Raw genomic sequence first — 22,007 nt, 5'->3', positions numbered from 1 at the left:
CGCCAGAACTCGGCGCCGGGACAACGTCACTCCGTCGCCGGCAGGAACTTGAACATTTCATGTTTCTCGAACTTGTCCGCAGTTTCTCCCGCGTAGAGTTCGCCGTTCTGTAGCGTCAACCGGCGCGCCGGAGCGCCAGGCTTGAGATCAAGCTTGGAGAGCGACACCCAAAATGTATCGGCTCGCGTCGCAGAATCGAAATAAAGCCTCGGATTCGTCTGATCAGATACGGTCCGCCAGATGGTCGATGACAGGTTCGGCCTATCCGGAGTGCTTATCCCGAGCGGCACACTCACGCTACGCATGACGCCCATGAGGCTGGCCACGGCCTGAACCTCGTATGATTGGTCTGGCACACCCTTGATATAAGCCGGATCGACCTTTTTCGGGACGGAACTGAGAAGGAAGGAAGCTCGCACAAACCGGTCCGCGCCGGTCGTCGTCCCGGGAATGAAGGTGGTCCCTCCGACCTCTTTCCAATATTTGTTGATCGCGAGTTGTTCATCGAACGGCGGTTCGTTGGTCATCACAGTGTATTTCTTGTCGTGATGGATCTTCAGTTTGCCGCCGACATACTCGAAGATCGCTGAATCGCCCGTGGCATCCGAAATCGACAGGTGGAGCGTGGATGCCTTGCCGTTCGGCAGTTTCGGCGCAAGGATCCTGAAAGGCTCCTTTTCAAGTGCGGCCACCGCTTCGTTTACGGTCGCGTAGTTGTCGAGAACGTACTGAGCCCAGACGGCGACGGACATTTCCGGCTTTCCCTTCGCCGGCTGGCCGAAATCGGCGCTCGTCAGATAGAGAAGGTTAGCAACCAGCCCCTTTTCATTGATGCCGTCAGCAGTCCCTACCTCGTAGGCCGCGACCGCGACGCTGCCATACTTGGATGTCCAGGTGACGGAATTGGGCCCGGCGGCGCCATCCCGTTTCATTCCGGCCGGCAGCGCCCAGATGTTGGAGCTCATGTCCTCCATCCAGTCCATGGTCCGTCCGGTGAGAACTAGGCCGTTTTCTCCAACATAAACCGCTCTTGTGCAGGCTAGGCTGGACGAAACCGAGCCAGCCAGGATGGCAGCAGAACACACAAGCGCGCCAACGGTGCGGCCCAAAGAGGCAGGTCGCATGACGCGCCACCGGGAGTTCGAACAGGTCTTCATAAGAGTTCTTCCTTTGCATGGAGTGGCACGTCGAGTGCGCCTTTGCGGCGATGAAAACGATCCTGGCCGGCTTGGTTTCACCCCAGGTTCTCCGACCGTGATCGGGGCACGACGACTGGTGGCTGCGGCTTAGATATGCCGCAGGGGAAGGTATGCTATTCCGCACCTTGCCTGCTATCCGATATTCGCAGAGAAATATATTATGCCGTTGTCGCTCGGCGCCAAAAGCACGTCGACAGATGATTGCATAGGATGTTCGGCAAAGCCGCAAATTTTGTTATTGGTTATATTTTAGAATAAACTAATTAATTAAGATGAGGAGAAGGAAAGTTGCCGATCGATTGCTTTGATCCCGTCGATTCATTCCGCCTCGACTTCAAGGATCCTGAGCGGTTCGTGACGTCCATTCCGGGCGGCAAATTCGGAGCCTTGTCACTGGCCCGCCGCACCTTCAAGGCCAGAGTTCAGTCCGTGCACCTCGGCCATGACCTCGCGGTTCGAAGCCTCAACATCGAGAACGGGATCGTCTTCCGATCCGAGCTCACGGGAAGAAACCCCCCAAGCACTGTCTATATTCTCCCTTCCGTCCTGGGCAACGCCGCATTGTTGGATGGGCGGGAAATCTCCGGTCGTTCCATCGCGTCCCGCATCGAAGGGCATACGCCCCTGTTGAGGACTTATGGCCCCCATGAAGTGGGAACTGTCACGATAATAAGAGAGAGCTTGCGCAGGGCCGCTGCCGCTTTGATCGGCCGCGATTATGGAGCATTGCTGCTGTCACCGGCCACAACAATCGAGGCGGACCCGGCGCCTCTCTCGCGATTGAACGCCTTATATCGCGAGGCCAGCGAGCTTCTCACTTTCTTCAGCCCGAAGGAACTCGGAGGTACCGCCTTGCCAGGCGTCGAGGTCCTCCGCGATCGCATCGTTACAGCCCTTGTGTCCTCCCTGGTCGTATCTCCTCTGAAGCCGGATCACATGGCTCGTCAGCTCCAGACGATTTCAATGGCCAAGATCGACCGCTTTATTGAAGAAAATCTCCACTCTCCTTTTGGCCTGCATGAGCTATGCGAAAACACCGGATTGGCTTTGCGTACCGTCGAAGTCATTGTCCGCAGTCGAACCGGCATGTCTCCCGTGGGCTATATTCGCCATCGCAGGCTGGCCAACGTGCGCCGCAATCTACTCAATCCGGACAGGCACACGGCCGTTACGCGCGTGGCGCTGGACAACGGTTTTCTACACCTCGGAAGGTTCTCCATCCAATACCGACAGGTATACGGCGAGAGCCCGATCGTTACTTTGAGGCGAATTAGAGGATACTAAAGCATGTCTCCCGAAAGTGGGAACCGGTTCGGGATAAAGACATGCGTAAAGCCAAAAACCTAAAGCGCATGGAGCGAATCTGAAAGATCGCGACGCGCTTTGGGCCTGGACGAGAACTCGATCAGGCTCCTGGGCGATGTCAGGTTGTTTCGCTCCGCCCAGGCACAAGCATTGCCCTCTCGATCGTGCGCCGGACAGCCATTGATCCCCGGAAACTCTCCAGTCGCGTGCGCCATGATCCAGCGAGGGTTCCTTCGAACCTCCTGGAAGAGAACGATGGCGCTCTCAAGCGACAAACAGCTTCGAACATCCAGAAAAAGCCAAGACTTGGCGAAATCCGGGCAGATAATCCGAAAAAACCTGCGCGATGTGGATAGCGAAAAGCTGGGGCACGCATAACTTGCCCTGCGGCATATTGGTCGAGCGGCTAAGATCGATACAGAGATTATCTGCGCCCCTTGGTGTGTCCTTGGCGATTGTATTGAGGAGGCTGCTCAGCGATGGCAGGTGTAGGCTACGTTCGCAAGAACAGAAGAATAAATATTACAATTCTCTTGTCAAGCGCCGCCTTCTTTAGTGTTCCGGCAAGCTCCTTTGCTGATGATTTCACGTTGGGAAACTACGCTCCTGGCCACTATCCGGTCGGTGACTATGACGGCAATCCTCCGGCAATTGTAGGCGGCCAGAACGACGATCATGTCGGCCAGACGACCGTCGGCAATGGCTCCGGCAACACCCTTGGTGGCGATTACGGCACCATCCAGAACGGTGTGCCGAACTGGACCCAGCAGACGCTTCAGCAAATCGGCGCCGACGGGCGCATCATAAATGGCGCGGTGCTGCCGGATGGCGTCCTAAGCACGGGCCAGCAGAACCAGACGGTCACCTTCTTCGACGAGACCGACCAGGAAAGCGTCACCGTCAACGTCTACAATTCGAGCAATTTCACCGTCGCGCCAGACAGCCGCACGTTCACGATCTGGGACGACGTGAATGACCAGGAAGCCTATCTCGATCCACGCCTGGCGACCGTTTCCAACGGTTCCAGCCTGTCGGTGACGGTCGGCACGCCTGGCGGCGATGCGACCGCCGCCGGCAACATCCTCAACATGCCGATGAAGGCGAGCCCGAACACCGGCACCAACATCATCAGCGCCTATGAGGTGAACGACACCTCGACCTTGTCATATGACACCAGCACGCGGTTCGATCTCGGCGAATATGCCACGCCCGGCAAGGAGACGAACACGGCGACCGTTGCCGGGGTGAACTTCAACAAGGGCGTGGTCATTCCCGGCGGCGCGACCTGGATCAACCCGGCGACCAATGCGGAAGAGGCCATTCCCGCGGGAGTGGTCACCGATGTCGCCTCGTTCCAGAACTACAACAATTACCTGGTGGGCCTGATCCAGAAGGGACAGTTCGTGGTTCCCGAGGGAATGGCGCTCGAGCAAGCCTACAAGAACCAGCTGGCCTCCGCCTACAGCAACAACAATGTCGAGGTGGAATACCGTCAAGCTACCTTGCCCAAATACGTTCAGGACATGCCGCTTGGTGACCGGACCTTGATTCACGGAACCGATACCGCCGGCATCACGATCAAGGCAGGCGAGACGCTGGAAGACGTCACCTCGGGCGATGCGCATTCGATCGTCAATCTCGAGGACAGCGCCACGCTGGAAAACAACGGCACGCTGTCAAGCAGCTACAGCGCGCATGCCATCGTCGGACACGACAATGCCGACATCCACAACACCGCCAGCGGCGTGATCTCCAATTTCATTCCCGGTGCCGACGGCAAAGTCGATCCGAGCCTTGCGGGCCCTTATTCGCGCGGCGTTGTTCTTGACGGCAGTGCCAACTTTACCAATGACGGCATCGTCAACGTGGCCGCCTCGACGAACCTGCCTTACTGGCTGAGCGCTCCTGAGAACAATCCCGACAGCGCGCGGCAGGATGAGGATGCCGGCCTCTGGAACGCCGGTGTCGTTCTGTCCGGCAATTCCACTGCCACGAACACGACCAACGGCGTCATCAATGTCGGCATCAACGACGCAGGCGGCAATATCAGCCTGGTCGATGGCGTGTTCCTGCAGGGGACGTTGTCCTTCACCAATGAGGGCAACATCAATATCGGCAAGACCGCACAATTCGACAAGGCGGATGCCCAGAGCGATACCAGCAACAACTCCGCGATCATCAACGGCATGCGTGCCCTTGGCGACGCGAAGGTGGAGAATGCCGCCGGCGCGACGATCACGATCGGCGCGAACACCGCGCGGGCCACCGCCATGTATGCCGGTTCAGGCACGGCAGGCACCGAAGCGGCGGGCACCGGCGCGCTCGAGCTGATCAACAACGGCACGATCATCATCAACGGCAACCGCTCGGGCAGCCCGAACATCAACTATGGTATCGCGGCCGAGAACGTCGAGGGCACGATTGTCCATAACGGCGACATCGAGCTGAATGGCGTCAATGCGAGGGGTGTCTATATCTACGGCACCCGGGTCGATACGCACGCCGATGTGACCGCGGATTCGACCATCCTGGTCGGCGGCGGCTTCAACGCGGGCACCAACACCCGCAACTATGGTGTCTGGGTGCAGGGATCGCACGCGACCGCCAATGTCGACGGCGTCGTCAACCTCGATGGCGTCGGCGGGATCGGCGTCCACGCGCGAGAAGGCGCGGTGATCGCATTGGGTGACACGGCGGAGGTCAACTTCGTCACCGGTTCGGACCAGATCGGCTACTTCATCCATGGCAAGGGCTCGGCAATCAACAATGTCGCCCATGACCTCGATGTCAGCACGGACGACTCGACGCTGTTCCGCATCGAGGACGGCGCATCCTACAATGGCGAGGCCGCCACGACCGCGCTCACCTTGACAGCCTCCGGAGCCGGCTCGACCATCGTGCAGGTCACGGGCAACGACACGCACGCCAGCACCGGATCGTCCATCCTCAATCTCACCGGCGATGGCGCGGTCGCCATCAAGTCGGAAGGCGGGGCAACCGTCACGGTCGACGCCGAAACCCAAATGGGTCTCAACGGTGACAACACGATTGGCGGTATCGTCGATGGCCGCAAGCTGGATCTTGCAGGCAAGCCCATCGATTCAGGCCGCCCCTCCCAGCTCGACAACCATGCGGAGCTGACATCGGCCAACACTGGCGTAACCGGCCTCATCGCACGCCATGGCGGTAACCTGACCAACGACGCCGCGATCTCCTTCACGGGCACCAATTCTACCGGCATCATTGCCGAGATCGGCGGCAAGGCCAACAATTCCGGCGCGATCGATATTGCCGACGGCACCGGCATTCTGGTGCGCAAGACCGGACAGGCGACAAATTCCAACACCGTCGATATAGCGTCCGGCCAGGGCGTCATCGTTCAGGACAGCGGCATCTTCGACAATAAGTCCGGCGGCGACATCACCGTCCAGAACGGCACCGGTATCCTGGTCGAGAACACCGACGGCACACAATCCACCTCCAAGGTGACCAACCAGGCCGATATCGTCGTCAATGACGGCATTGCCGGCATCCATGTGCGCAACGGAGCCGCTCTCGATGGCGGCGGCCTGTCGGGCACGATCACCGTCAATGGGACCGCTCATGGCGTGCTGATCGGTCAGAATGCTTCCGGGCTGTTGCTCGGCGGCACCGAGATCACGACAAATGGCACGGGCAACGGCATCGAGAACGAAGCCGAGCTCGAGAATGTCGAGCTCCAGGGCACCACCATCAATGTCAATAGCAGCGGCGCCGGCATTCGCACCGGAACCAGCTTCACGACGGCATCGACCGCCACCATCAATGTGAACGGCGCCGGCTCCACGGGCTTCCTGTTCCAACTGGCCGACGGCTCGTCCACGGACAAGGATCTCCTGCTCACCGACAAGTACGACATCAATCTCGCCGCATCGAGCAGCAACGCCAGAGGCATCGACACCAACACCAGTGGCAATGTAGCGGTCGGCGCCACGCTGAACGATCTCGGCACCGGCAATACCGCCGTTCACATCACCAATGCCGCCCAGGCCAATATCAGCAGCAACATCACCGTCAATACGGACAGTGGGTCGGGCGGCACCGGCATTTATGTCGAGAACGCCGAGCGGGCGATTGTGGGCGGCACTGTTCAGGTGGGCGCGCAAGGCGGATCGGCGCTGGTGGTCGAACATGTCGACACCGACGCTTCGAATCTTGGCTCGCTAATCTCGGCAAGCGCTGCGCCTGTCGTCGATCTGTCCCCATCGACGGGCACCGCATTCAACAATTACGGCACGATCGAAGCCAAGGCCTACAACGCCACCGCCGTTCTCGGCAGCGCCGGTGCCGACACGATAAAGCTTGGCCAGGTTGGCGATTTCAGCAGCGCCGTCACCGGTGTCGTAGACGCGGGAGCGGGGACGGATACCGTCGAATGGAGCGCCGGCACGCTCGTCGGCAGCATCGACATGGGTGCCGGCGACAATGAGCAACTGACCGTCGTGGGCCGCGATCTCTCGACCGTCTATCATCTCGACGGCGGCGCAGGCGCGGGCGATACGCTGAATTTCTCGAACATCCAGTATTATGGCGGCTCCTTCGCCGCCGATGACGCCTTCCAGAACCGCGTGCAGGGCATCAATCTCGGTCAGGATTGGGAGACGATCAACTTCACCGACAACACCGATTTCACGCTGACCGGCGACCTGCTTTACGGCGATACACTCAACCTCGACGACACCAGCGTCATCCATGCGGGCAACAACGTAAATCCGCGATTGGGTCTGGCGGGTTCGATTTTCGACAACCGCGGCATTCTTGATCTCACCAATGGGGCCTATTCGCTTACCGATACCGCGACCGTCTCCGGCAACTATGTCGGCACGGAGGGCAGCGCGCTTGTGCTCAATACCCATCTCGCCTTCGACAATTCACCGACCGATAAGCTCATCATCAACGGCGCCTCTAGTGGCGCTACATCCATCAAGGTCAATGTCGACCCGGGAAGCCCCGGCGCATTGACCTATAATGGCATCAAGGTCGTTCAGGTCGATGACGATGCGAATTCGAACGCTGTCTTCACATTGCAGGGCGACTACGAGTTCGAAGGCGATCCCGCCGTTGTCGGGGGCGCGTTCTCCTACCGGCTTTACAAGAATGGCATCACCACGCCGACGGACGGCGACTGGTATCTGCGTTCGACTTTGACCAATCCCGACGCAAATCCCCCTCCGGGCGGGCCGGCGGTTGATCCGCCCGGACCGCTCTATCAGCCGGGCGTTCCGCTTTATGAGGACTATGCCCAATCGCTGCTCGGCTTCAACAGCCTGCCCACGCTCCAGCAGCGAGCAGGCAATCGCTACTGGAACCAGCCGCCGCAGACGATCTTCTGCAAGGATCCCGAGCAGAACTATCAGTGCGTGGTCACTCCCGAGCAGTCCGGCTATTACAAGGACGGCAACATCATCACCGGGCAGAACGGCGTCTGGGGTCGGATCGAGGCGTCGCATGGCAGCTTCGAGCCGAGTAATTCGACAAGCGGCACTGACTACGACCAGGATATCTGGAAGCTGCAAGCCGGTATCGACGGGCTGCTGACAGAGACCGATAGCGGTCTGCTCGTCGGCGGCGTGTCGGTTCACTACGGGACGACCTCCACCGACGTGTCGTCCTTCTACGGAGACGGCAAGATCGACACCCAGGGTTACGGCCTGGGGGCAAGCCTGACCTGGTATGGAGCAAACGGCTTCTATGTCGACGGCCAGGGTCAGATGACGTGGTATGACAGCGAGCTCAAGTCCGATCCGGCCGGAACGGTTGCCGACGGTGCTGGCGGTTTCGGCTATGCCCTGTCGATCGAGGCCGGAAAGCGCTTCCAGCTCAATCCCTCATGGACGGTCATTCCGCAAGCGCAGCTGATTTATTCGAGCGTCAGCCTCGATAGCTTCGACGATCGGTTCGGCGCGCATGTCACACCCGGCGATGCGGAAAGCCTGAGAGGCCGCCTCGGTCTCGCCATCGAGCATCAGCTGGACTGGACCAGCGACAGCGGCGAGAAGCGGCATGCCTCGATCTACGGCATCGGCAACCTCTACTACGAATTCGCGGATCGCAAATCGTCCGCCAATGTTGCCGGAACCAAGTTCAGCAGCCAGGCGGCGGACGACCTCTGGGGCGAAATCGGCTTGGGAGCGACCGTCAACCTCACCGACAAGCTCGATCTCCATGGCGAGGCGCGATACGCGACCGCTCTGAAGAATGCCGGAGACAATAACACGGTCGCTGGCAATGTCGGGCTGCGTTTCAACTGGTGAGCGCTGTCCCTATGCTCCCCGCCCCGGCCCACCAGTTGAATGCGGAGCCGCCGTTCCGGCGGCTCCGCATTTTCTCATGAAAGAGAAAAACATGCCGCGTGCCGCTCTTGCCCTGATATGCGTCGCGGTGCTTGTGGGCTGCACGACGAACGCTACGGACGGCGCCTTCGTTGCCGCGAACGCATATGCCAGTGAACCTTTCCCGGTTCGTCTGATCAACCGTTCGAAATTCGACAAACGCTTCGTGCCGACCGATGTCGCCAATACGACCGGAGAGCCGGCCGGCACGATCGTCATCGATACGGCCAACAATTTCCTTTACTGGATCGAAACGCCTCAGACAGCCCGGCGCTATGGCATTGCGGTCGGTGCCGCCGGCCAGGACTGGCACGGAGTGGCGGCAATCGAACGCAAGGCGAAATGGCCAGCCTGGTATCCTACCGATGATATGCACGCGCGGTCGCCGGGACTGCCTGGTCGCATAGAACCTGGCCCGCAAAACCCGCTCGGCGCGCGAGCCCTGTACCTCTACGCCAATGGCAAGGACACGCTTTACCGGATTCATGGCACCTCGGAGCCTTGGACGATTGGCACCAAGGCCTCTTCCGGCTGCATCCGTATGCTAAATGAAGATGTTATAGATCTGTTCGACAAAGCTCCCGTCGGAACAAAAGTAATAGTCATGTAGATATAAAATAGATAAACATGACATGACTGTGGCTCTGCGGTGTATGCTAGATAATGCGCTGAAAATTCAAACTGATGGAGCTGCCAATGTTTACCTGCACATCTGCTGACGAAGCTTCGGAGCCCGCTTTCGGCTGCATCTGCCACAGCCCCGCCTTTGCACGGCTGAATGCGCTTGTGACGCAGAAGTTTTCCCGCCGCTCTTTTCTGGCCGGTGCCGGCGCCATGGCGGTGGCCGGTGCGCTGGCCTTCTGGCCGAAGGAGGCGAGGGCGGGTATTCCCGATGCGCCGGCAAAGCCCATTGCCTTCACCAATATCAAGCTTTTCGACGGCAAGTCGGGCAAGCTGCTGGATGGCCAGCGCGTCGTCGTCGACGGCAACAAGATCAAAGCCGTTGAACCCGCCGCTGAGCCGGTTGCCGAAAGCGTCGAGGTCATCGATTGCGGCGGACGCACGCTGATGCCGGGTCTAATCGATGCGCACTGGCATTCGATGATGGCGGCGATCGGCTTCAACGACTTGCTGACGGCCGATGTCGGCTACATCAATCTCGTGGCCGCCGATCAGGCCGAGAAGACCCTTATGCGTGGCTTTACCGCCATTCGAGACCTGGCAGGACCGTCCTTCGGCCTCAAACGGGCCATCGATACCGGTTTGACGCCCGGTCCTCGGATCTTCCCCTCAGGGGCGATGATTTCCCAAACATCTGGCCATGGCGATTATCGCATGCCCTACGAAGTACCTGCCGCGATGGACGCGCCGTTGAGCCGAGGCGAAGCCATCAACGGCGGCATGATCGCCGATGGCCCCGACCAGGTCATGAAGCGCGTGCGCGAGCAACTCATGCTCGGTGCCAGCCAGATCAAGCTGGCCGCTGGCGGCGGTGTGGCTTCGAACTATGACCCTATCGACGTCACCCAGTACACGGAAGCCGAGTTCCGCGCCGCCGTCGATTGCGCTGAGAACTGGGGCACCTACGTCACGGTTCACGCCTACACGTCTCGTGCCATCCAGACGGCGATCCGTGGTGGTGTGCGCTGTATCGACCACGGCCAGTTGATGAATGAGCAGACCGCCAAGATCATGGCCGACAAGGATATCTGGCTTTCCTCGCAACCCTTCCTGGACGATGAAGACGCCAACCCGCAACCGGAGGGCTCGATAAATCGCGCCAAGCAGATCGAGGTTTCGAACGGGACGGATACGGCCTACGGATTTGCCAAGCAATACAAGCTCAAGACTGCCTGGGGCACGGACATTCTGTTCGATCCGGCTTCGACGAAGAAGCATGGTAAGCAGCTTTCCAAGATGGTGCGCTGGTACAGCCCCGACGAGGTGCTGAAAACCGCGACCAGCACCAATGCCGAGCTCCTGGCCATGTCTGGTCCGCGTAATCCCTACCCGGGAAAGCTCGGCGTGATCGAAACGGGTGCCTATGCCGATATTCTGCTGATCGATGGCGATCCGATCGCCGACATCAAACTAATCGCTGATCCAGACAAAAACCTGAAGGTTATCATGAAGGACGGCCGAATTTATAAGAATACATTGGGCTGACAAGATTTGCGCCCTGCGGGCGCTAATCTTAATGCTAACGGCAGGGATTCCCTTTGCTGGATTCATGGCACACTGTCGTTCTTCGTTTCATCTGTGATGCAACTGCCGTTGCAAGGGGGGACTTGATAATGAAGATCCGGCTTGCTCTTCGCTGGGTTTGGATAGCGCTTCTTTCGGTCGCGCTTCCGGTATCGTTCTTAGGCTTGGCAGCTTCGGCCGAGGATCTGCCGAAAGCGGCTTCAATCAAGACCTGGACGGGCGACTTCGACGGCATGGAGAAGCGGCGTGTCATCCGCATCCTCGTCCCTTATTCGAAGACGATCTATTTCATCGACAAGGGCAGGGAGCTTGGAACGGCGGTCGAATTGGGGCAGGCGCTCGAGAGCTGGCTCAACAAGCGGCTGAAGAAGACGAAAGAGGTCGAGAGAATCCGGGTCGCCTATGTGCCGGTTGCCCGCAAGGACCTGCTCCCCGATCTGGTAGCGGGGCTCGGCGACATCGTTTCCGCCGACTTGACCGTCACGCCGGCCCGGCAGTTGACGATCGACTTCAGCGATGCGGTCGCCGGCGGTGTCACGGAGGCTCTGGTCACCGGCCCCGCCGCTTCTCCGGTCGCCTCCCTGGACGATCTTGGCGGCAAGGAGGTCTATGTCCGCAAGACCAGCAGCTACTACGAGCACCTGATCGCCTTGAACCAGCAGCGCAAGGCAGAGGGCAAGCCGGAGATCGCCGTCAAGGAGATCGATGAAAACCTCGAGGACGAGGATATACTGGAAATGGTCAATGCCGGGTTGCTGCCCTGGTGCGTGGTCGACCGCTTCAACGCCCGTATCTGGGCGCAGGTTTTCGACAAGCTGACCGTGCACGACGACATCGCCATCTCCACCGGCGGTGACATCGCTTTCGGTATGCGCAAGGACAGCCCGAAGCTGAAAGAAGTGCTCGATGCGTTCGTCAAGGAGCACAAGGTCGGCACCACCTTCGGCAACATCCTGAAGAAACGCTACTATCAGAGCGACAAGATGGTGCGCACCGCCTATGCACCGGCCGAGATCGCCAAGTTCAAGGCGCTATGGCTGCTGTTCCAGACCTATGCCAAGGAATACGACTTCGATCCGCTGCTGCTTGTCGCGCAAGGCTTCCAGGAATCGCAGCTCAACCAGACCAAGCGTTCTCCGCGCGGCGCCGTGGGCATCATGCAACTCCTGCCGTCGACGGCGGCCGACAAGGCGGTCGGCATCAAGGGCATCGCCGACAACGAGGACCGCAATGTCGAGGCCGGCGCGAAATACCTGCGGCATCTGTCGGAAGTCTATATCACCGATGACGGACCCAAGCCGCTCGACCGCATGCTGATGACGCTGGCGGCCTATAACGCCGGACCGAACAACCTCAAGAAATTCCGCAACGCCGCGATCCAAATGGGGCTCGACCCGAATGTCTGGTTCGGCAATGTCGAGAACGGTGCCGCAAAGATTGTCGGGCGGGAGACGGTCCAGTACGTTTCCAACATCTACAAATACTACATCGCCTATTCGATGTACGTGGATCAGATGGCCGTCAGAAATGAGGCCACAAAGGTCAATAAAGGTCAGTGAGGTGGTTGACTAAAAGTCACGTTGCCGATTGATTGTGTATCGATGGCCCGATTCTTCCTGCAGTCATAGCTATATAAGTTGGGCGGCATATAAGTAAACAAGAAGATAAATTGTGTTCCGTCGACACAGGCAGGAACGGACTTGGCACAAAACGAGATAGGCGTTGAGGCCTTCCAGACCTTCGGCGGGCAAATCCAGCATAGTGCGATCGAGCGGCTGGTGCGGTGGGGGAACGTTCCGGGCGACTGGGACGCTCTTCGACGATCGCTGCTCGATGCAGGCACCAATATCTGGAGCCTGCTTTTTCAAGCGATCGTGATGGCCGCGGCCGTTGTCGCCGTGGCGCGTGACCGACGAGCCCGCGTGGTCCTGTCGGAGGGTTTCACTCCGGCCGGGAAGACCGGCCCTTAAGCTTGGGCGGGTGACGTTCCCAGATGCAGTTGGACTGCCTCCTTGGCAGGTGGATTGGAGGAAACCTTTGACCGAGCAGGCAGTTCTCGAAACCGAGCCGCTTTCAACAATCGTCGACGGACCGCAAATCGGGCCCCTGCATCTGTTCATTCTGGCAACCTGCGCGCTAGGGCTCTTTTTCGACACCGCGGAGCTTGCCATTGGCGCGGTGTTCTCCACTCTTTTTTCGGCTCCGCCCTATTCCATCGAGCCGGCAAGGCTTTCCTTGCTCCTTGCCGCTGCCTCCCTCGGGGCAATTGTAGGCGCCCCGGCTGCCGGGTGGCTGGCTGACCGTTATGGCCGTCGCCCGATGTTGCTTCTCGCCGCGGCGATCGTCGTTGTGACGTCCATTGCTGCCGCGGCCAGTCCGAACCTGATGTTCTTGATCATCATGCGTGCGCTCTCCGGTCTCGCGCTCGGGGCATATCCGCCACTCGCCGCGGCCTATCTGACAGACATTTTGCCCGCCAGGCGTCGAGGTCCGCTGATCATGCTGACAGTAGCCTTGGGTTATGTCGGACCGGTGGTGCTGATCTTCCTCGTGCGCTTTCTGACGCCGCTGCAGCCGTTGGGAATCGAAGCATGGCGCTGGGCGTTCATCAGCTGCGCGTTGATTGCGTTCATCAACCTGCTCATGACGTGGCGCATTCCCGAAACACCGCGGTGGCTTGCTGCCAAAGGAAGAACTGCCGAGGCCGGCGCAGTCCTGGCGCGGTTGGGTGGCAGACAGGATGGACGCGCGGTGAGGGGCCTCACGATGCCGATCGATGCAGCGGGTCCATCCGACATGCAGCAATTCATGCGCCGCATGGGATTTCTGATCCTCGTCTACTTTCTTGTGCCCTGGTCAACGTCGGGTTTCCCCCTCCTGTCGGGAGCCGTGCTGGTCCAGAAGGGCGTGACGATCGAGGATTCACTCCTCTATGTCGGAGTTGCGAACTTTGGGCCGATCGTCGGCGCGATCCTATGTGGCTTCGTTATCGACGTGCTGGAACGAAAAACGACGCTGGTCGCCTGCGCGGTAGCCATGGCTATACTGGGCATGGGCTACGGTTTCGCTCTCCAGCCGGTCTGGCTTATGGGGCTGGGATTGGCATTCAACATGGTCATTGCAATCTTCCTGCCCGTCGTCGTCATCTACGCGGCCGAACTCTTTCCAACCGCCCGGCGTGGACGGGCAACGTCGTGGTCCTGGGCTTCGAGAGGCATCGGCGCAACTTTGGTTCCGTTGACCTTGCTGCCGTTGCTGCAATCCGTCGGGCCAGTTCCGATGTTTGCGGTGGTAACGGGAACCTTGGTGTTGTTTTCGATCATTGTGCAGCTGTTCGGTCCGGCGGGCGCGGCCGGCCGGTCCGCGCATTAGCCGCTGGTCGGACGCCCCTAGGGCAGGATCTCGAAAAGTGGGGACCGGCAAATTGATCGGCCGACAAATTCAGGAAACGTGCGCGATCTGGATAGCGCTATCTCCACCGACGTGAGATTCAGCTCCCGAGAGATGGACCCGCTGGCTATTGGAGGTGGAGGTGGTCATCCGCTTGGCAAGACGTACCAGAGTTGCGTCTGTTCCACCGGTTGTGTGTGCGGCCGTGCGGACCGATGGTCCAGTTTCCTCCTGTAGCGCGATTTTCTGATGAGAAGCGGTGTGGCTGTTACCGCTGCGCCAGTCAATCTGGTGGCAGGCACGTCCTTACCTCCAGCGCGGAATTCCCAGCTTCTTCCCTCCCGAGCGGTCTCGCTGGATGGATCAACACGGCCATCAACAGCGGCAGTGGCCGCTTGTCGCTCTCTACAAAATATCCACCAGAATCCCGAACTGGGCTTCGTAATGGCGGTTGGCATCGCCGATCCGATTTCTTGCACCGAGATTTATCAAGCGCTCAATTTCCGTGACGGGGATTTCCTGTAAGGCGCGCAGATCGCGCTTCAATTTGGTTGTGACGAGGGCACCGATTTGACCATGTCTAAGGTTATGCTGCTGGGGACGGCGGCGTTGTTGCTAGCAGCAAATGAACCGGCTCTGGCGGGTGAGAGTGGCGCAGGCTTATACGTCCCTGGCTCAACTGCTTTCGGTGCGGGCGTGACGCCACCTCATGGCCTCTATTTCACTCAGGGGTTCTTGTATTATGACGGCCACGCGGCGGCTTCGCTTGAAGGCGGAACGCTTGATCTGAATGCTCAAAAGACCGCAGCGCCGTTCATCGCCAATCTCTTGTGGGTTCCAGACCGCGAGGTTCTCGATGGCCGGCTCGGGCTTTCGGTTTCGTTGCCCTATGCCAGCTATACTCGATTGAGGGCTGGTTCCAATGCGCTTGGACAGAATGTCGAGACAAGCGGGTGGGGCTTGGGTGACATCAGCCTCAAGGCCCAGCTTGGCTGGAGCAACGAGAATAACTTTTCAAACACCGTCTCCGCCACGGTCTGGCTGCCGACGGGCCGCTACGACTCGGGTTTCGCGCCGAACGCGGGCAAGAACCACTATGGTGTGAACGTCTCCTGGGGTTTCACCAAGATTTGGAAGGATCCTGGCATCGAGCTTTCGGCTAGCTTCGGGTTGACGGGCGAATTCGAAAACACGGCGACGGACTACCGCAACGGACTTGGCTTGAACGCCGAGGCGGCTGTCGGCAAGGTCTTTGACAATGGTCTCACCCTCGGTGCGGCCGGCTTCATCTTCAAGCAGATCACCGATGACAAAGGCAGTGGCGCGACACTCGGTGCGTTCCGCGGCCAGGATTTTGGTGCCGGTCCCGCTCTCTCCTACAGCACTTTGATCGGAGGGCGTCCGTTCAGTTTCGCGATACGGCACTATTGGGAATTCGACGTCGAGAACCGCTTCGATGGGCAAATAACAACCGCCGCCATCACGACGCGGTTCTGAGCAACCCCATCCAACTCAAAATCAGCTTGGTTTGGATGGCTTCTGGTTGGACAGAAGGTGCGGCGCGGGGCGCGGTTGGCCCTCAAGCAGCCATCGGCCGCGTCCGGCCGCATTTGCGTCCACGGTCGCCGTCGTCCCTCGCATGGCGGCTATCGATCGCGCTCGCAACCCCGCTGGAACAGGAGCAGAAGATGACAACCAACGGTGTGATAAGCCACGCATGCAAAAGCCTCTCCATGTCGGACAGGGAAATTGCGAGGGAACTGGACCTTTCGATCGGAGCACTGCGATCGCTTAGTCGCGAGAGGTGCCCACGCTACCTGCAATTGGCGCTCGCCGCCCTGATCACCCATGTCGATGCCGACAAGATTTTGAACGGCGGGCGGCCCGCGAATGACGTCGACCAACCTGTCACCACCAGGATACGGTCGTCCCATGCGTACGGCGCTGGTCGAAGCTAAAGCATGTCTCCCGAAAGTGGGAACCGGTTTCGGGATAAAGACATGCGTAAAATCAAAAACCTAAAGCGCGTGGAGCGAATCTGAAAGATCGCGACACGCTTTAGCTTTGAACCCACGGAAGGGCGATCTGCATGATGATAAGAAGCCGCCGTTTCTTTATTGCCGCTCTCGCATTTGCCCTGGCCACTCCCACGGAGGCAGCTTTGGCGCAATCCAAAACGTTGAGTGGCACGGTAACGTACCGCGAGCGCATTGCCTTGCCGCCATCGGCCGTGATCGAGGTGAGGTTGCTGGAGGTGTCACGTGCCGATGCGCCGGCGACGACCATTTCGAAAACAACAATCCGGCCGAAAGGTGGAGTGCCGGTCCACTACAAGCTTCGTTACGACAGCGCGAAGATCCAGCGCCGACACCGATATGTGGTACGGGCGCGTATCCTCATCGGTGATGAGCTCTGGTTCATGTCTACCGAAGCTTACCCCGTATTCACCGAGGGCGAGGACGAGACGAATATTGTTGTTCAGCAAGTCCGGAAAAGCCTGCCCCACGCTCTGGCTGCGAAAAACCCTGCCGGCCGTTGGCTTGCCGAAGACATCGGTGGCGGCGGCGTCATCGACCGGCTCGAGACCGTTTTGGAGATCGCCGATGACGGCGGGATTTCCGGCACGGGAGGGTGCAACCATATGAGGGGCAAGGCGACCATAACCGGCGACAAGATCACGTTCGGGCCGATCGCGTCGACCAACATGGCCTGCACCCCGGCCGCGATGGATCAGGAGGGCAAATTCTTTGCCGCACTGCGGGACATCAGGAAATGGCGGATCGATCCGATCCGGCAAAAGCTCGCATTGCTCGATCCTGCGGGAAAGCCGCTAATAGTACTGAGGCGGATGTGATCTCCTCCCACCGCTGTCATACGCCGTAGCCGGTCCTTCCTTTCGGCCTGCTGCTGGCTTCAGGCATCAAGGCCCAAGTCGATGACAAGGCGATCGGTGCGACCATGGCCTTTCGCACGCGCCTGCCCACGGATGGGTGGCTCCGCTCTCTCTTTTCGATCAAGCAACCACTAAAGCATGTCTCCCGAAAGTGGGAACCGGTTTCGGGATACGGCATGCGCAAAATCAAAAACCTAAAGCGCATGGAGCGAATCTGAAGGATCGCAACGTGCTTTAGGTCGCATATCCGTGCCGATGCAGGCTTTCGCTAGATTAGTCTCGATCGGTATGCTAGAAGATAAAGTAAATTACTAATTTATAAGCGGATTTAAACTATCTAACTGAAATCACCTGTAAATTATGTAAATTCCATGCGGATATCGGATAGACATGATTATCGTTGTTTGTAGACATAAATTTATATTTTGTGGAATCCGCGTTATGAACAATGCGACGCTAGGCTACTTCCTGTAGTTCAATATAAGTTTTGGTGCATCGGTTTGGATGGATCGGACGCCGCCGAGCCCGGCGGTGATGCATTTCGTTCATACGAATTCTGCTGAGGTGAGAATATGCCCATGAATTTCTTTGCGGTCGCAAGGAATGCGGCGCTTCGTTCAACAGCCATTGCATTGGCGCTCGCTTCGACCGGAGGTGCGGCGTACGCCGGGGATCTCAACAACGGTCAGCAAGGCGTTGTCTTGTTGGGCTCGCCGGTAGAATCCTGGACCGTCAGAAACGGCTCGCGGTTGACGGTGGAGACCGGCGGCCAGACGAACGATATCAGTGCGCAGAGCGGTTCAACCGTGATTATCAACGGCGGCACGGTCAACGCGGCGACCGGCGGGGGGGTGACGATTAGCAACAGCACCGCGACCATCGCTTACGCGTCCATCACGAACACTCAGGGGACTGGGTTCAGCCTTACCGGGTTGATTGGGGGCAGTATAGCGCCAACGGCAACGGTGACGGACAGCGACATTTCCGCAATTGGCCGAGGGGTTGTGGTTCTTGGCGATGGCGTGCTGTCCCTGTCGGGAACGCAGGTTGCCGGAACGGGCAATGTTGCAGGTATTCCAGGCGGCAGTATCGGGCTGGGGATCGGCGATGGCTCCGCGACCGTCACCGACGGCAGCACGATCACCGGCGGCGGACATGGCGTGCTGTTCCTGGCTGACCCGCGCGGCGGCCAGGTTCCCGGATATCAGGGCAGCCTGGTCGTCGACGGGTCCACGATCGAGGGCACCGACGGCGCCGCCATTCTGGTCGGTGGCCGCAAAGGATTGGAACTGGCCAACGCTGATATCACGATCCAGAACGGTTCGACGCTGACCGGCGGCAATGGCCGGCTTCTGGAGGTCAATCTCGGCAATCACGCCGATTTCAAGGTCGACGATTCGGCCCTGGCGGGCGATGTGGTGGTGGAAGACGGCTCCAGCGCCGACGTGACGCTTCGCAACAATGCCAGCCTGACCGGCAATCTGGTGAACGTGGAGAACCTCGCGCTCAATTCTGGCGGCACTTGGAACATGGTGGCCGATGGCGAAGTGACCAACCTCGTTATGGACGGCGGCACGGCGGAGATTTCTGACGGCTCGGGCAATTCGTTCCACACGCTGACGGTCGGCACGCTTTCGGGTAACGGCACCTTTGTCATGGGCACCAATCTTGGTCTGCCGGAAGGTGACAAGCTGGTTGTGACCGAAGCGGGCGGGGCCAGTGGCGACCACATGCTGCATGTGAAGAATTCCGGTGTCGAACCGACGGCTGAGAATGCGTTGACGGTGGTCGATACCAATGGCGGCGACGCAACCTTCAACGTTGTCGGCGGCGCCGTCGATCTTGGCGTTTACGAATATGAGCTTGCCAAGATCGGTGACGACTGGGTTCTGGCCGGTCAGAACACGAAGCCAGTCGACCCGACCGACCCGACCGATCCAACCGATCCGACTGATCCGACCGATCCGACCGATCCAACTGATCCGGGCGAAGGCGGCGGAGAGACACCAAACCTGTCGCACAGCGCCGAAACCGTGATTGGTCTTCACGCCGCAGCTTCCAATATCTGGTATGCGGAAACTGGTTCGTTGCGCCAGCGCATGGGGGATGTCCGCATGGGCAAGGGTGAGAACGGTCTGTGGGGACGTATCTACGGTCGTGGTTTCCGCGGCAATGCCGCGGCTGGCGTCGATTTCGATCAGGACATCTGGGGCCTGCAGGCAGGTGCCGAGCGCGAAGTGAACCTTGGTGGTCTGCCGATCATCGTCGGTATCTTCGGCGGCTATTCGAGCTCCAAAGTCAAGCTTGACGGCGGTTCAGAAGGCGAGGTCGATTCCGGTTATGGCGGTCTCTACGCCACCTGGCTTGGCAATGACGGGCTCTATGTCGATGGCCTGTTCAAGATTAACCGTTTCTCCAATGATGCCCGTGTCATCATGAGCGACGGAACCGGAGCGTCAGGCGATTACGGCGCCACCGGCGTTGGCGGTCAGATCGAGATTGGCAAGACTTTTCAGCTTGGCGACGGCTGGTATGCCGAACCCTTCGTTCAGCTTGCAGCGCTTCGCGTATCTTCGTTCGACTACGGTCTGAACAACGGGATGCGGACAGATGCCGACAGCTATGGTTCTGTGCAGGGTCGTCTCGGCGCCACCCTCGGCTATAACCACAAGCTTGAAAACGGTTCCGTGTTCCAACCCTATGTTCGTCTTGCGGTAGCGCAAGAGTTCATAGACAGCAACAAGCTGAAGATCAACGACATCGCCTTCAACAATGCCTTCAACGGCACGCGCGGTGAAGTGGGTGCAGGCTTTGCCTATCAGCTCAACGATGCCTTGCAGATCCATGCCGATATGGACTATTCCGGCGGCAAGGATGTCGATCGCAATTGGGGCGGCAATATCGGGGTGAACTATAAATTCTAAAGCATGTCTCCCGAAAGTGGGAACCGGTTTCGGGATAAAGACATGCGTAAAATCAAAAACCTGGAGCGCATGGAGCGAATCTGAAAGATCGCGACGTCTTAGAGCATGATGCCGAAAAGTGCGAAGCGGTTTTCGGACGACATCATGCTCTATCTCTTTGATTTAGAGCCGGATGATTTCAGGTCCAACAGACCTCATCCGGCACTAGTGGCCCGCCCTAGAACCTTGGCCCCGCCACCATCCTGGCGATGCGCGCCATGTCGGCGCTCATCTCGCGGTCGTCGTCGAGCGGGGCGACCAGCGCGCGCACGGCTTCATAGCTGCGCCGCGGGCCTTCGCCCATGCTGTCCAGCACGCCGCGCAGCTCGACGCCAGTGGCGGCGAAGATCAGCTCCATGGCCACAAGATAGCGCAGTCGCTCGATGATTCCCGCAGTCTTGGCCACGACGCGAGGCGCCATCGACGACTGGTCCTCGACGCCATCCGAGATGGCCAAGGGGCTGAGCGACATCGGGTTGGCGAGGTGGCGGATCTCCGCTTCGAGCGCGGCGACCGGCTTCTGCAGTTCCGCATATCCCTGCCGGCTGCCGCCTCTGGCCGACAGGAAGCGCGGCAGCTCTGCCACCGTCGGCGACATCAGCTTCATCGAGCGGTTGGCGGTGCCGACCGCGCAATGCGCCAGCGCCTGGCCAAGGTTCTCCCAGGCCAGCGTGAAGGCGGTCAGGTCGAAATTGCCGTTGGAGACGACGCGCTCGGCCTCGGGCAGGATGACCGGATTGTCGCCGGAATGGCCAAGCTCGATCTCAGTCGCGAGCTTCGCCTGCCCATAGGCATGCAGCAGGCCGCCCCAAACCTGCGGCACGCAGCGGAAGCTGAGCGGATCCTGGAGCCGCCGCGCGGCGTTGTCCTGCCACAGCCCGCTTCCCGAAAGCTCCGTCCGCAGCCGCGCGCCGATCTCTTGCTGGCCGAAAGCCGGCCGCGCCGCAAGCGCATCCTCGTCGATGGCCTTGAGCGACGCACGGAAGGCTTCGTAGTTCAGTGCCACCGCCGCCAGCGACCAGTCGATCAGGCACGCGACCTCCTCGAGGGCGAGGCACGCCGTTCCGGTCGAAAGGCTGTTGGCGACGATGATGGCGTGGCCATCCTTCTCGCGCAGGTCGAGCGGTTCCAGCCCGGCAAGCTTGAGCGCCTCGGCCGACGGCATGATCCGGCCCTGATACTCCGTCTCGCCGTCGCCGCGCAGCGCCCGCGCCAGATGGCCGAGCGGCGCGAGATCAGCGGCGCCGACCGATCCCCAGCTCGGAATGACCGGATGGACGCCGGCATTGAGCGCGGCGAGCAGGCCGGTCACGACGCCCTCGGAGGCGCCGGTGCCGCCCGCGGCCATGCCGCAGATGCGCGCGACCATCAGCGCTCGCACCGCTTCGGTGGGCAGCGACGGCCCGGCGCCCATCGAGTGGCTGAGCGGCACGCTGTGCTGGAAGGCGATCAGGTCGGCCTGCGCCAGCGGCGTGTCGACACAGGCGCCGAGCCCGGTGGTGACGCCATAGAGCGGCTTGCCGAGCTGGGTCAGATGCTCGATGAGGGCCCGGCTTGCGCGGATGCGGCGCATGGCTTCCTCGCCGAGCACGAGCCGGGCGCCGCGTCGCGCGATCTCGGCGACATCGCCGGTGCTGAGCGGCTTGGCGTCGAGGACGATCACTCTGGCTGTCATCGGGCT

General features: G+C 59.8%; 13 protein-coding genes. 10 read left to right on the top strand and 3 right to left on the bottom strand.

Going from position 1 to position 22,007, the window contains the following annotated elements; translation table 11 throughout:
• Window positions 1-26 precede the first annotated feature (26 nt).
• Entirely contained in the window at window positions 27-1,124 is a 1,098-nt protein-coding gene (locus RFM41_RS06730; protein WP_320319253.1) for a linear amide C-N hydrolase, read from the bottom strand.
• Between the two features lie 363 nt (window positions 1,125-1,487).
• On the opposite strand from RFM41_RS06730, the gene RFM41_RS06725 reads away from it, so the two are divergent.
• The 7 genes from RFM41_RS06725 to RFM41_RS06695 all read left to right on the top strand — a co-directional run bounded on the left by RFM41_RS06725 (window position 1,488) and on the right by RFM41_RS06695 (window position 14,452).
• Window positions 1,488-2,483 (top strand): helix-turn-helix domain-containing protein, encoded by a 996-nt coding sequence (locus RFM41_RS06725; RefSeq protein ID WP_320246223.1) that lies wholly within the window; start codon window positions 1,488-1,490, stop codon window positions 2,481-2,483.
• A gap of 611 nt (window positions 2,484-3,094) precedes the next feature.
• Window positions 3,095-8,797 carry an autotransporter outer membrane beta-barrel domain-containing protein gene (locus tag RFM41_RS06720; protein ID WP_320246224.1) on the top strand — a complete coding sequence of 1,901 codons (5,703 nt, stop codon included), beginning with the start codon at window positions 3,095-3,097 and terminating at the stop codon, window positions 8,795-8,797.
• A gap of 76 nt (window positions 8,798-8,873) precedes the next feature.
• Window positions 8,874-9,485, top strand: coding sequence for a L,D-transpeptidase (locus tag RFM41_RS06715; RefSeq protein WP_320246225.1), 612 nt, complete (start codon window positions 8,874-8,876; stop codon window positions 9,483-9,485).
• A gap of 86 nt (window positions 9,486-9,571) precedes the next feature.
• On the top strand, window positions 9,572-11,041 hold the full coding sequence (locus RFM41_RS06710; RefSeq protein WP_320246226.1) for a metal-dependent hydrolase family protein: 1,470 nt from the start codon (window positions 9,572-9,574) through the stop codon (window positions 11,039-11,041).
• Window positions 11,042-11,244: 203 nt separating this feature from the next.
• Complete coding sequence (locus RFM41_RS06705) at window positions 11,245-12,639, top strand: MltF family protein (RefSeq protein WP_320246227.1); 1,395 nt, start codon at window positions 11,245-11,247, stop codon at window positions 12,637-12,639.
• Between the two features lie 141 nt (window positions 12,640-12,780).
• Entirely contained in the window at window positions 12,781-13,050 is a 270-nt protein-coding gene (locus RFM41_RS06700) for a hypothetical protein (RefSeq protein ID WP_320246228.1), read from the top strand.
• Window positions 13,051-13,117: 67 nt separating this feature from the next.
• Window positions 13,118-14,452, top strand: coding sequence for an MFS transporter (locus tag RFM41_RS06695; RefSeq protein ID WP_320246229.1), 1,335 nt, complete (start codon window positions 13,118-13,120; stop codon window positions 14,450-14,452).
• A gap of 423 nt (window positions 14,453-14,875) precedes the next feature.
• On the opposite strand, the gene RFM41_RS06690 is transcribed toward RFM41_RS06695, so the two are convergent.
• Complete coding sequence (locus tag RFM41_RS06690) at window positions 14,876-15,016, bottom strand: hypothetical protein (RefSeq protein ID WP_320246230.1); 141 nt, start codon at window positions 15,014-15,016, stop codon at window positions 14,876-14,878.
• A 30-nt stretch (window positions 15,017-15,046) separates the two neighbouring features.
• On the opposite strand from RFM41_RS06690, the gene RFM41_RS06685 reads away from it, so the two are divergent.
• The 3 genes from RFM41_RS06685 (at window position 15,047) to RFM41_RS06675 (ending at window position 20,287) form a co-directional block, all read left to right on the top strand.
• Complete coding sequence (locus RFM41_RS06685; RefSeq protein WP_320246231.1) at window positions 15,047-15,967, top strand: SphA family protein; 921 nt, start codon at window positions 15,047-15,049, stop codon at window positions 15,965-15,967.
• A gap of 592 nt (window positions 15,968-16,559) precedes the next feature.
• Window positions 16,560-17,324 (top strand): YbaY family lipoprotein, encoded by a 765-nt coding sequence (locus RFM41_RS06680; RefSeq protein ID WP_320246232.1) that lies wholly within the window; start codon window positions 16,560-16,562, stop codon window positions 17,322-17,324.
• 617 nt (window positions 17,325-17,941) lie between these two features.
• Entirely contained in the window at window positions 17,942-20,287 is a 2,346-nt protein-coding gene (locus tag RFM41_RS06675) for an autotransporter outer membrane beta-barrel domain-containing protein (protein ID WP_320246233.1), read from the top strand.
• Between the two features lie 217 nt (window positions 20,288-20,504).
• Here the strand turns inward: RFM41_RS06675 and RFM41_RS06670 are convergent, their stop codons facing one another.
• Window positions 20,505-22,001, bottom strand: coding sequence for an HAL/PAL/TAL family ammonia-lyase (locus tag RFM41_RS06670; RefSeq protein WP_320246234.1), 1,497 nt, complete (start codon window positions 21,999-22,001; stop codon window positions 20,505-20,507).
• Window positions 22,002-22,007: the final 6 nt, after the last annotated feature.

Source organism: Mesorhizobium vachelliae, from assembly GCF_033977325.1.
Lineage (GTDB): Bacteria > Pseudomonadota > Alphaproteobacteria > Rhizobiales > Rhizobiaceae > Mesorhizobium > Mesorhizobium vachelliae.
The sequence above is the reverse complement of the archived record's forward strand: the minus strand, read 5'-3'. Positions and strand labels throughout refer to the sequence as shown.